The 12501-nt window shown below is 61.8% G+C and carries 9 protein-coding genes; 6 read left to right on the forward strand and 3 right to left on the reverse strand.

All coding sequences use genetic code 11. The annotated features are described in order from the left end of the window. Nucleotides 1-301: 301 nt before the first annotated feature. Together ELX51_RS13965 and ELX51_RS13970 are read left to right on the forward strand one after the other, a co-directional pair. The gene (locus ELX51_RS13965; RefSeq protein ID WP_164854878.1) at nt 302-949 is read left to right on the forward strand and encodes an alpha/beta fold hydrolase; all 648 of its coding nucleotides are present in this window, start codon (nt 302-304) and stop codon (nt 947-949) included. An 83-nt stretch (nt 950-1032) separates the two neighbouring features. After that, complete coding sequence (locus ELX51_RS13970; RefSeq protein ID WP_127754100.1) at nt 1033-1887, forward strand: calcium-binding protein; 855 nt, start codon at nt 1033-1035, stop codon at nt 1885-1887. A 54-nt stretch (nt 1888-1941) separates the two neighbouring features. Here ELX51_RS13970 and ELX51_RS13975 read toward each other — a convergent pair whose 3' ends face one another. Together ELX51_RS13975 and ELX51_RS13980 are read right to left on the reverse strand one after the other, a co-directional pair. Next, nucleotides 1942-3267, reverse strand: a complete 1326-nt coding sequence (locus tag ELX51_RS13975; RefSeq protein ID WP_127754101.1) for an HlyD family type I secretion periplasmic adaptor subunit — start codon at nt 3265-3267, stop codon at nt 1942-1944. A 21-nt stretch (nt 3268-3288) separates the two neighbouring features. Next, nucleotides 3289-5067, reverse strand: coding sequence for a type I secretion system permease/ATPase (locus tag ELX51_RS13980; RefSeq protein ID WP_127754102.1), 1779 nt, complete (start codon nt 5065-5067; stop codon nt 3289-3291). Between the two features lie 268 nt (nt 5068-5335). On the opposite strand from ELX51_RS13980, the gene ELX51_RS13985 reads away from it, so the two are divergent. Genes ELX51_RS13985 through ELX51_RS14000 form a run of 4 tightly spaced genes read left to right on the forward strand, consistent with a single transcriptional unit; the run spans nt 5336 to nt 9175 of the window. Continuing rightward, entirely contained in the window at nt 5336-6121 is a 786-nt protein-coding gene (locus ELX51_RS13985; RefSeq protein ID WP_127754103.1) for an ABC transporter permease, read from the forward strand. After that, entirely contained in the window at nt 6118-6882 is a 765-nt protein-coding gene (locus ELX51_RS13990) for an ABC transporter ATP-binding protein (RefSeq protein ID WP_206524632.1), read from the forward strand. The genes ELX51_RS13985 and ELX51_RS13990 overlap by 4 nt, the downstream gene beginning before the upstream one ends. Continuing rightward, nucleotides 6879-7787, forward strand: coding sequence for an NAD-dependent epimerase/dehydratase family protein (locus tag ELX51_RS13995; RefSeq protein WP_127754104.1), 909 nt, complete (start codon nt 6879-6881; stop codon nt 7785-7787). The genes ELX51_RS13990 and ELX51_RS13995 overlap by 4 nt, the downstream gene beginning before the upstream one ends. Nucleotides 7788-7819: 32 nt before the next feature. Continuing rightward, complete coding sequence (locus ELX51_RS14000; protein WP_127754105.1) at nt 7820-9175, forward strand: phenylacetate--CoA ligase family protein; 1356 nt, start codon at nt 7820-7822, stop codon at nt 9173-9175. Nucleotides 9176-9304: 129 nt separating this feature from the next. Here ELX51_RS14000 and ELX51_RS14005 read toward each other — a convergent pair whose 3' ends face one another. Beyond that, nucleotides 9305-12478 (reverse strand): calcium-binding protein, encoded by a 3174-nt coding sequence (locus ELX51_RS14005; protein WP_248305125.1) that lies wholly within the window; start codon nt 12476-12478, stop codon nt 9305-9307. Nucleotides 12479-12501: the final 23 nt, after the last annotated feature.

Raw genomic sequence — 12501 nt, forward strand, 5'->3', positions numbered from 1 at the left:
CGCTTAAGTCGCTACAACTGATCATGCGACTGGAAGACAGTCTCTGCATGAGCATTCCCCTCGATCTCTTGCGACCGGAAACTACCCCTGCCATGCTATCCACTCTCTTGCATTCCAGCGGTCAGGGATAGCGGCCTAGCTGTGTCAGCACCATGGAGTTCTGCCAATGACCAACGCCAGCACAGCTACACCGCCGGTTGTGAGCTCTGGCCCGCCGCTTGCCAGATCCGGATCAGCAACGGGAAAGGCCCGCCGGCTCGTTCCCGTTAGAACAGCAGGGGATCGACCCGTCGTACTAGCCGTGCACGGACTGCTGTGCGACCCAGGCTTTGCGTCCATTCTCGGCCGCGCGCTTCCGCATGACCAGCCAGTCTACACCTTTCAGCCCGTTGGCATCGACGGCGCCGAAGAGCCCCTGCTGACGATCGAGGAAATCGCTCAGCATTATGTAAACGCCGCACGGAATGTCGTCGCCGACCGCCCGTTCTGCATCGCCGGTTATTGCGCGGGCGGCCTTATCGCCTTGGAAATGGCTCATCAGTTCACCGCCATTGGCTTGGCGCCACAGCGCCTCTTCATTCTCGATCTTGCGCGCCTGCCCGACACGCCGCGAGCCATGCAGTTGGCAGAAGCCTATGAGGCCAACCAGATCTCAACTGTGCACCGGCATATGCGGGACAATGAGTTTTTGGCGCAGAACTGGTCTGGCTGGCCGGCAACCGTCCGCGCCACCATCAGGGCCGCCAGAAGCTATCATATCCGCCCATATGCCGGGAGCACCTGCATATTCAGCAGCAAACAAATGCTGCCATTGGTGCGATCCAGCTTGTCCGGGTTTCAGGGACTGGTGCCCGAGGACACACCCATCATTGTGTCTGGAGCGACACGCGATGACCTGCTAGCCGGCGGGATGGCCAAGATCGGGCGCGTCATGGCAGGAACAGTGTAGTTTGAGTATCGAAGCGCCGGGCGGTAGCCGCCCGGACGGCGCCGTGGAAACCTGTGGGATAGCGAACTGGCTGGAAAAAGCTCATGCGCCTGTTGTTCGCCATCCCCCACTATTACAAAGCCCGTGAAGGGCTATACGGATCAGAGCGAGCCGACCCGGAGCCCAGAAGGCAAGCGCTCGCCGCTACCCTCCTCAGCCTGCATCAAACTTTTGGGCCCCTGCAGACTACGCTCGGGCATAAGGGAGAGCGCGCCAATGCGGGACAGGCAGCCGCCCTTGATATCGTAGTCTGTACCACCGTACAGGATCATATTCTTGCCTCTCTAGCGCCGGACCTTTACCTGCACGAGATTTGCACCAGCCATCCTCGCCTGCTCGGATACGAGTGCCACAGGGTTCTGCGGGACCGGCTTGGACGTTACGATTACTACTGCTTTCTTGAAGATGATATTGTAATCAGCGATGCCTTATTCTTTCGGAAGCTGGCCTGGTTCAGCGATGCGGCGGGCCAGGATTGCGTGCTGCAGCCCAACCGCTTCGAGGTGAGCGGCTCAGGGCCGGTCCGCAAGCTTTATGTCGACGGCCCGCTCAAGACCGGGCTGGTCGATCCGACGCTGCTCCAAAGCACAGGACGCCCAACCTTGCAGGCCCGGGTCATGGGTGAACCCATTCACTTCCAGCTGGCCCAAAATCCCCATTCCGGCTGCTTCTTCCTCAATGCCGGGCAGATGCAGCAGTGGGCTGACCAGCCCTATTTTCTCGACCGATCAACGGAATTCGTTGGCCCACTGGAAAGCGCCGCGAGTCTGGGCATCATGCGCAGCTTTTCTGTCTACAAACCCGCGCCGGGTAACGCAGGGTTCCTCGAGGTCGAGCACCACGACCGGCGGTTTCTGGAAGGCTTGGTCAAGTTCCCTGATGGCTTTCGGGTGCACTAAGCGTAGATCGGACGCACGAGGCCGACAGCAAACCCCGTCAACTGATAGGCTGGATTACTCCTCTCGCATGCCGCGGAACATGGCCTCGCTAAGCGGACGAGTGAAATAGTCCATCACCGTGCGCTCTCCCGTGGTCATCACCACCTCGGCGGGCATGCCAGGCTGCAGTTTGCCGCGGAACTCCGTTGGGATGGAGTCAGGGTCTACGTGCACCTTGGCCAGGTAGTACATATTTCCAGTCTGCTGGTCCGTGATCGCGTCCGCCGAAACTGATGCTACGGTGCCTAGTAGGATCGGAATGGAACGTGAGTGGAATGCCGGGAACTTTACCTCCGCAACCATGTCGGCGTGAATAGAGTCCACTGCTGTGGTGGGAACCTGAGCATTGACAATCAAATCATCCCCGATCGGTACGATTTCCATCACTGCGTCACCCGCCCCGATCACGCCGCCAATGGTGTGAACTGCTAGATTCTGGACGACGCCGTCCTGGGGCGCCTTGATCTCCAGCCGAGCCAACGCATCATCGGCTACAGTAAGTCGCTCGCGCAAATCGGTGACCTGCGGGCGCAAGGTCGCAAGCGCATCGGCCGCGCCGCGTCGATAATCCTGCTTGAGCTGGTCGATCTGCAAGCGCGATTCCTCAATGTTACCCTTGGCGGTCGCAAGGTTTGCCGTCGCCTCGCCAAGGCTGCCGCTCAGTGCTGAAAGCTGCCGCTCGGCGTTGCGCAGATCATTGGTGGCGTATAGGCCGCTTTCATTGAGGCCGGATAGCCCCGCAGTTTGCTCGGTGAGCGAATCGATCTGCTGGTTGAGCGCATTGATTTGCTGTTGCCAACCAATCACCTGCTGGTCGAGCTGAACAATGCGATTGTTGAGAATGGCGATCTGGTTGTTTAGGGATTGGCGCCCCTGCTCAAACACTTTTTCTTCATCCGCCATGATGCGAGCAGCTTGGGGATTGTTGACCGAGGCGGCAAGGAACGGGGGAAAGCTCACAACGGGCGCCTCGACTTGCTCGGCCTCGAGGCGCCCTTGGGCGCCCAGCATGGCAAATAGCTGCGCCCGGTAAAGATCAGCGGTCGCCTTAGCCTTGATCGGGTTAAGGCGGATCAAGACTTGGCCAGCCTTGACCGCATCGGCATCCCTGACCAGGATCTCATGGACTAGGCCGCCTTCAAGATGCTGCACAACCTTACGGCTAGACTCTACTGCCACCACTCCGCTGGCAAATACCGCCGACGAAATATTCGCATAGGCGGCAAAGGTGCCGGTAAACACCATCCCGACCAAGATAACGGCATAGCCGGCCCGCACGAAGAACCTGGGGCCTCCCCGCACCTGCGGAATACCCGGCGCTTTGAGTAATGCATTGCTCATGGCTGGTTTCTCCGAAGGATTTTATGCACTGGCTGACTGCGGCGTTGCCGCTGGGTTTGGGGCTGGTATTGGTTGCGGCTGCGTCCCGGGCGAGGGAACCGCTCGAGGCCCGGTGAACTTCTGCAGCACCTGATCGCGTGGGCCAAACGCTTGCACGCTACCATCCTGCAACACCAGCACCTTATCGGCATTGGCCAGCAGATTGCGCTTATGGGTAGAAACGATCACCGTCGAGCCTGCCTGCTTGATTGCACGGATCGCCGCGGCAAGTGCATCCTCCCCACTGGAATCAAGATTAGAGTTGGGCTCATCGAGCACCACAACGGCGGGCATATTGTAGAGGGCACGGGCCAGACCTACGCGCTGGCGCTGTCCTCCTGATAGGGTGCCGCCGCCCGCACCCATTACCGTATCATAGCCCTGCGGCAGGGACTGGATCAGTTGGTGCACACCCGCCAACTCGGCTGCCTGGACGACTTTAACCGGATCGGCCTCGGAAAACCGCGCTATGTTCTCGGCAATGCTGCCGGCAAAGAGCTCAACATCCTGCGGCAGATAACCAAGATGTTTGCCGAGTTGCTCCGAATCCCAGTGAGGCAACGCCGAGCCGTCTATGCGAATGGCACCACTGATTGTTGGCCAGACGCCTACAAGTGCGCGCAACAGGGTAGTTTTGCCTGAACCGCTCGGCCCGATGATTGCCAACACTTCCCCTGGCGCAACGGCAAAACTCACATTGCGCAAGGTCGCCTTGGGTGCACCTGGAGGCGCGACAAAGGCCGACTCGGCACTAACGGCACCCTTTGGGCTGGGTAGCGCCATGGCCTCGGTCTTGGTGGGAGTTGCCAAGAACAGATTGCTCAGTCGGCCATAGGCGTCACGAGCGGCAACAAAGCCCTTCCATTGACCAACGGCTTGCTCCACTGGTTGCAGCGCGCGCCCCATCAGCATGGAAGCTGCAATCATCGCGCCCGGAGAAATCTCCTGTCGAATCGCGAGCCACGCACCGGCGCCCAGGATTGCCGTCTGCAGCGCCATGCGCATAAATTTCGTCAAGGTGTGAAGCCCACCCGCCCGGTCACTCGCAGAAGCCTGCCAACCGATCACACCGCGATGCTGGCTGAGCCAGCGATCACGCACGGCGCCGCGCATGCCCATAGCATGGATGACTTCCTTATTGCGCAACGTCGCCGACACATATTGCGCGGCCGCGTTGGCAGCGTCTCCAGCGTTGCGAAGATGTTGGCGAGTCATCATCTCGTTGATGAGCGCCAACCCGAAAATCACGATCGCACCCACGAGCGCAACGGTGCCGAGCAGCGGGTGAAGAAAAAAGCCCAGCGCAATAAACAGGGGCGCCCATGGCGCATCGCACAGCGTGATGAGCCCTCCCCCCGTTAGGAACTCACGCACGGAGTCCATGTCGCGAACGGCCTGTACCGATTGACCTTGGGGGGAGTTGATCTCGGTGGAAATGGCGGCATCGAACAAAGGGCCTGATAGCACCTCATCAAACTGCATGCCCACCCGAACCAGCATGCGGGAGCGCACATACTCTAGCAACCCGTAGATCACCATGGCCATGACGGCGATCACCGAGATCATTACTAGGGTCGGCTCACTGCGGCTCGACAGCACCCGATCATAGATCTGCATCATATAAAGGGGCGTCACAAACAGCAAAATGTTGATCGCAAGACTGAACACCACGGCGGCGGTGAGCACCGGCCGGTAAGTGGCCAAAGCCTCCTTGAGCGGCTTAAGTCGCTGCGCGCGGGCACTACGATGGGGATCAGCCATAAGCAATCAACTCAAGGAGTAAAGTGTTGGACAGTGGGAACAGAAATGAACCCAAGTCCTGTGGATAATGGCCTTTAGCACAATTTTTGCCCCAAAGCATCAGCGTCTCGGCTTATTTCGCCCCATTGTGGCGGCAGGGTGTCCACGCGAACATGTGGCTCCATGGCTGAGCCTCGACGGTTGACACCGTGCAGCACCTTCGCCATTGACGGGGCCGGCGTTGCGTCGCCGGGCCACGAGAACACTATAACGAGTGAGTGGAGCATTCATGGCGGTTTCGCCGCTGCAAGATGTTTGGCAAGGCCTGCGCCAGCGGGAATTCTGGACGACCTTTGCGTGGAACGACGTCAAGGCGCGCTATCGGCGTTCGCGCATTGGCCAGTTCTGGATCACCATCAGCGTGGGCTTGTTCGTGCTGGGAGTAGGCCTCGTTTATAGCGGCATCTTCGGCATCCCGATGGCCGAATACATGCCGCGGGTCGCGGTGGCCTATGTGGTGTGGACCTTTATTTCCACCGTGATCATTGGCGGCTGTCGCACCTTCATCGATGCCTCCGCGATCATGCAGCAGCGGGTGTTTCCGTTTAGCGTGCACGCTTATCGGCTGGTCGCGCGCGAGCTGCTGATCCTCATGCACAACGCCCTTGTGGTCGTGGCGGTCTGGCTGGCGTTCGGCATCGGCCTCGGACCTGAGGCACTCTGGGTCATTCCGGGGCTGTTCCTGCTTGCCTATGTTTCGTTCTGGCTCTGCATGATCTTTGGCATTGTCAGCGCCCGCTATCGCGATGTCCCCCCCATTGTCCAATCGCTGGTGAGCGTCTTGTTCTTCGTCACCCCGGTATTATGGACCGGCGACCGGCTGGGCGACAATTCCGAGTTGATCCTCCATCTCAATCCCTTTGCTTATTTGATCGCCATTATCCGCGATCCCCTCCTGGGCCGCCCCTTTGATCCGGCGACCTGGCTCGTGGTACTGATGATCGCCGCTGTTGTCACCGCACTGGGCCTGCTGGCCATGCGAATGACCAGCAAGAAGCTGGCTTACTGGCTGTGAACACCTTCTCTTCGACTTCCCCGGCAAGCCTGTCGCTCGACAAGGTCTCGATCACCTTTCCTGTCTTTGATTATCAAAGCCGGTCGGTGCGCCAAACTGCTCTGCGTCTTGGCAGCGGCCGCTCGGCGGGGCCGGCTCATGTCCACGCCATCCGCGATTTGAGCCTTCAATTCCATCCGGGCGACCGGGTTGGCCTGATCGGCCATAATGGTTCGGGCAAATCCACGCTGCTGCGAGTCCTGGCGGGGGTTTATCCGCCCACAACCGGGGTCGTCCACTCGCGGGGCAGCAAGGCCAGCCTCTTCAACGTGCAGGCCGGCATGGACACCGAGGCCACCGGCATTGAAAATCTGGTGCTGCTCGGCGTTGCCGCAGGATTGTCGCGAGCCGAAATCGCGGCTTTCACGCCCGACATCGTCGCCTTCGCCGATCTGGGCGACGCACTTGCCCGTCCGGTGCGCACCTATTCCTCGGGCATGCAGTTGCGCCTAGCCTTTGCGGTGGCAACGGCGCGCCCCGCCGATATCTTGCTGATCGACGAAGTGATCGGCGTAGGCGACGCGGCGTTCCAGCGGCGGGCGCGAGTACGCATGCATGGACTGATGAGCCAGGCCGACCTTCTGGTCATGGCCAGCCACGACAACCAGGTGCTCAAGAGCAACTGCAATCGGGGCCTCGTCATGGGGGGGGGCGAAGTGCTATTCGACGGCCCCATCGCCGAAGCGGTGGAGTTTTCCAAGAAACCGCGGGCAACCTCATGAGCACCCCATCCCTGCCCGATCCCAGCATCTTCTTTAACGGCGCGCGAGTCGGCATTCTGGGCGCCACGAGCCCGGTCGCCCAGTTGCTGATCCCCCAGCTTAATGCCTGGGGCGCCGCCGTGATCGCCTTTTCGCGCCAGCCTCACGAAACCATCGAGAAAACGCTGCGCTGGCGCACCATGGACGAGATCTATCCGCCGCCCGAACGCCCGCCCATTCCCCTGTGGCTGAGCTTTGCGCCGGCTTACATCCTCACCAACCACCTTGATGCGCTCAGCGCCGCCAAGGCCGAGCGCGTGATCATGCTGTCCTCCACGACGCGTTTCACCAAGGTCAATTCGGGCGACCCCACAGAACGCCACGTGGCTCAATCGCTCGCTGTTGCCGAAGAGCGCTTGCATGCCTGGGGCGAAAGCGAAGGCATCGACACCCATGTGCTCTGGCCGACGCTGGTTTACGGCAATGGCCGGGACAAGAATGTCTCCCAGATTGCTCGCTGGATTGGCGAGCATGGCTTTTTCCCGCTTTACGGCGCCGGCTCGGGCTTGCGCCAGCCGGTGCATGCCCGCGACGTAGCCGACGCGGCGCTCGCCGCTCTCATGGCGCCAAGGCTCACCGAGCGCGGCTACGTGCTTTCGGGCGGAGAAACCCTGAGCTACCGCGCCATGGTGGAGCGCATCTTCGCCGCCATGGGCCGCCAGCCCAAGGTGGTGAGCATCCCGCCCCTTCTCTACCGTGCCGCCTTTGCTATCATGCGCCGTCGCGCCGGGTTTGAAAGGCTGTCCCTCGAGATGGCGCGTCGCATGAATGCCGACATGGTATTTCCCCATACCGAAGCGGCGCGCGACCTCGGCTTTACACCGCGCGGCTTCAACTTGGGCCCGCAAGACTTGCCACCCGCCTGACCCCGCTCGTTTCCTGATCAGGAGCATCTCCGATGGCTAATGTCCCACACGCCAACCCCGTGGTGGCGCCAGCAACCGGAGGTGGCTGGCCATATCAGCTTGATAACGGACTGGCTCGGCTGCTGGTGGACTGCCACATGATCGCGTTTCACGACCGTCAGTCCGGGGCAGCCATGCGTGACTACCAGTTCAAGTGCATTGCTCACCTCCTGGGCCACGCTCGCAAGCACTCTTCCTGGTGGCGCGAGCGCCTAACGGCGCTGGATAGCGGCTCACCTATTAACCTGATCGATCTGCCCCTGATGGGGCGTGCCGATTTCCGCGCCTCCCTACAAGCAGCCGGTGGGGCGCTGCCGGTGCCGCCGAGCCACGGCCAGGTGTCCTCGGCCTCCACATCCGGCTCCAGCGGCATTCCACTGACCTTCCACAGTACCGGTCTCGTAGCCCGGCTGAACCAGGCCCAATACTGGCAGGACCGTATCCGCCAGGGTGTTGATTCCAGCCGCACCATTGCTCGGTTCAGCGTGCATCTTGCCGACCATGATGGTGAGCATGTGACCGGCCGTCCCAATCCGGTCCTCGCGATGGGGGTGGAGTTGCAGCGCCGGGCGCAGCAATTCACCATCGAGCAACATGCACGCTGGATCAGCGAGGTGGCTCCGGCCTATATCATCTCCCATCCCACTGTCCTTGTGGGCGTCATGGAGGTCTTCGAGGACGGCAAGATAGCGCCGCCGCGGCTCGAAGCCCTGCTCACCTATGCTGAAAGCCTGCCGCCTGATTTTCGCGTCCGGGCGCGCCAGATCTTTGGGGCGAAGACTCTTGATCGCTACTCCAGCCAGGAAGTGGGGCCGATTGCCTTTCAATGCCCCAGCAGCGATGAGCACTACCATGTTGCGGGCAGCCACGTGCTGGTGGAGGTGCTCGACGAGAACGGCAAGCCCATGCCATCCGGGCAACTCGGCCGAGTTTACGTCACCAGCCTACACAACTTTGCCGGCCCGATCCTGCGCTACGAACTGGGGGACCTTGCCGCCTTGCTGCCCCGTTGCCCCTGCGGGCACGGCCAGCCTACCCTCACCAATATTCTCGGGCGTGAACGCTTCCTGATCCAACTCCCCAGCGGCGAGCGGGTTTATGTCAACTTCGGCGCAAGGCACTGGCTTAAGATTGCACCGGTCATGGAGCACCGATTGGTCCAAACCGAGCCCCTGGTTGTCGAAGCGGAATATGTAATGGATCGGGCGATGACGCCCCAGGAGGAGCAGGCCCTCCTCTCGCTGCTGCGCCACGAGATCAGCCCTGAGATAGCGTATGTGGTCAAGCGGCTGGACGCCATCCCGTGGGGCCCGTCCTATAAGCGCCAGGACGTCGTTAGTCTGGTCTGAGCGCAATTGAGGAGTGGTGATCTGCGCCCGAGGTGGCGCTCGGCCCACCGGGGATGCGATTGCCTCGGGCGTGATGCATAATAAAAAAGGCCCCGCCAAAGCGGGGCCTTCGTTTTGGTGCAATCTGACTTAGGCGAGGAAGGGGCCGTCGCTGTCCACGCCCACCAGGGTGATGGTGCCGCCATCGCCCAGGGTGATCAGCAGATCACTGCCCGAAGCGCTGGTGCTGAAATCCTGGCCGCCCAGATCCAGGCGGTCGCCCTCGTCGAAGCTGAAGCCTTCGATCCGGTCATTGCCGCCATTGGGAGCGAACACAAACAGATCGGAGCCAAGGCCACCATTCATCGTGTCGTTACCCACGCCGCCGACCAGGGTGTCATTGCCCTGACCGCCATGCATGAAGTCATTGCCCTGGCCACCAAAGATCAGGTCGTCGTCCTGGTTGCCGAACAAGGAGTCGTCATTGCCGTTACCATAGATGGTGTCGGCGCCAACGCCCCCATAAAGCAGGTCGCTACCGTCTTCAGGGCTCAATTGGCCGGTGCCGCCATAAATGACGTCGCCACCCTGGCCACCAAAGACCGTGTCGTCACCAGCGCCACCGAACAAGCGATCCGCGCCGCCATTGCCGTATAGGACGTCGTCGCCGACACCGCCGTAGAGGATGTCCGCGCGGTCGAGCCCGTCGGCACCGTTGCGACCGCCATAGATCACGTCATTGTCCTGGCCACCGTAAACGATGTCAGAACCGAGGCCGCCATAGACGACATCGGCGCCCTGATTGCCATAAACGGTGTCGTTGCCGGTGCCGCCATCAACGGTGTCGTTGCCTTCACCGGCAGTAACTTCGTCGTTGCCGGCTCCGGCTATAACTACGTTGGCGCCGTTGTCGCCGAAGATGACATCAGGACCTGCGGTGCCGCCGCCAGTCTCTGGGTTGCTAATGGTGCCGGTACCGGTGCTGTCCGTGATTGTAGCATCACCAGTGGCATTGCTAAGTTCGACCGTGAAGGTTTCGGGCGTGTTGTCTACCCGAGCCGCGAGGAGTGCGGCCGTTGCGACGTCCATATTTGCCTGCTGACGCAATAAATCGGCATCGGTCTCATCCGCTTCTTCCTCTGCCGCAACGGCATTGGCTTCTGCCGTGTTGGCGGCAGTGCGCAGCGCCACCGCATCGGTCTCGTCCGCCTCTTCCTCTGCCGCAACGGCATTGGCTTCTGCCGTGTTGGCGGCAGTGCGCAGCGCTACCGCATCGGTCTCGTCCGCTTCTTCCTCTGCCGCAACGGCATTGGCTTCTGCCGTGTTGGCGGCAGTACGCATCGCTACCGCATCGGTCTCGTCCGCTTCTTCCTCTGCCGCAACGGCATTGGCTTCTGCCGTGTTGGCGGTGTTGCGCAGCGCCACCGCATCGGTCTCGTCCGCTTTTTCCTCTGCCGCAACGGCATTGGCTTCTGCCGTGTTGGCGGCAGTACGCAGCGCTACCGCATCGGTCTCGTCCGCTTCTTCCTCTGCCGCAACGGCATTGGCTTCTGCCGTGTTGGCGGCAGTGCGCAGCGCCACCGCATCGGTCTCGTCCGCTTCTTCCTCTGCCGCAACGGCATTGGCTTCTGCCGTGTTGGCGGCAGTGCGCAGCGCTACCGCATCGGTCTCGTCCGCTTCTTCCTCTGCCGCAACGGCATTGGCTTCTGCCGTGTTGGCGGCAGTGCGCAGCGCTACCGCATCGGTCTCGTCCGCTTCTTCCTCTGCCGCAACGGCATTGGCTTCTGCCGTGTTGGCGGCAGTACGCAGCGCTACCGCATCGGTCTCGTCCGCTTCTTCCTCTGCCGCAACGGCATTGGCTTCTGCCGTGTTGGCGGTAGCGCGCAGCGCTACCGCATCGGTCTCGTCCGCTTCTTCCTCTGCCGCAACGGCATTGGCTTCTGCCGTGTTGGCGGTGTTGCGCAGCGCTACCGCATCGGTCTCGTCCGCTTCTTCCTCTGCCGCAAGGGCATTGGCTTCTGCCGTGTTGGCGGTGTTGCGCAGCGCCACCGCATCGGTCTCGTCCGCTTCTTCCTCTGCCGCAACGGCATTGGCTTCTGCCGTGTTGGCGGCAGTACGCAGCGCTACCGCATCGGTCTCATTGGCCGTCGCAACAGCAGCATCAGCAGCCTCGCGGTCTGCCTCAGCTTGCGCCCTAAGATCTGCTTCCTCAGGGGAGCCGGCAGCCGCGTCTGCCGCAGCCTCACTCTCTTCAGCAGTCGCTAGTGCTGCCTCTGCAGCCTGATCGTCCGCCTCGGCCTGGTCAGCAGCAGTGTCGGCTGCGGTTGCGGCATTGCGTGCCGTCACCGCAGCAGCATCGTCCGCCTCGGCAGCATCAGCAGCAGTGTCAGCTGCGGTTGCGGCATTGCGTGCCGTCACCGCAGCAGCATCGTCCGCCTCGGCAGCATCAGCAGCAGTGTCAGCTGCGGTTGCGGCATTGCGTGCCGTCACCGCAGCAGCATCGTCCGCCTCGGCAGCATCAGCAGCAGTATCAGCTGCGGTTGCGGCATTGCGTGCCGTCACCGCAGCAGCATCGTCCGCCTCGGCCTGGTCAGCAGCAGTATCAGCTGCGGTTGCGGCATTGCGTGCCGTCACCGCGGCAGCATCGTCCGCCTCGGCCTGGTCAGCAGCAGTATCAGCTGCGGTTGCGGCATTGCGTGCCGTCACCGCGGCAGCATCGTCCGCCTCGGCCTGGTCAGCAGCAGTGTCAGCTGCGGTTGCGGCATTGCGTGCCGTCACCGCGGCAGCATCGTCCGCCTCAGCCTGGTCAGCAGCAGTGTCGGCTGCGGTTGCGGCATTGCGTGCCGTCACCGCGGCAGCATCGTCCGCCTCAGCCTGGTCAGCAGCAGTGTCAGCTGCGGTTGCGGCATTGCGTGCCGTCACCGCAGCAGCATCGTCCGCCTCAGCCTGGTCAGCAGCAGTGTCAGCTGCGGTTGCGGCATTGCGTGCCGTCACCGCAGCAGCATCGTCCGCCTCAGCCTGGTCAGCAGCAGTGTCAGCTGCGGTTGCGGCATTGCGTGCCGTCACCGCAGCAGCATCGTCCGCCTCGGCAGCATCAGCAGCAGCATCGGCATCATTGGCGGCAGCGCGAGCCGTCACCGCAGCAGCATCGTCCGCCTCGGCAGCATCAGCAGCGGCATCGGCATCATTGGCGGCAGTGCGAGCCGTCACCGCAGCAGCATCATCAGCCTCCGCCTGATCCGCCGCAGCATCACTCGCCTCAGCAGCCTCAGCAGCCGCCGCCGCATCAGCAGCGGACGTTGCCGGCTCTGGAGTCGTCTGCACTGAAATAGTCCTTGTGGACTCGC

The organism is Devosia sp. 1566 (assembly GCF_004005995.1).
Taxonomy (GTDB): Bacteria; Pseudomonadota; Alphaproteobacteria; order Rhizobiales; family Devosiaceae; genus Devosia.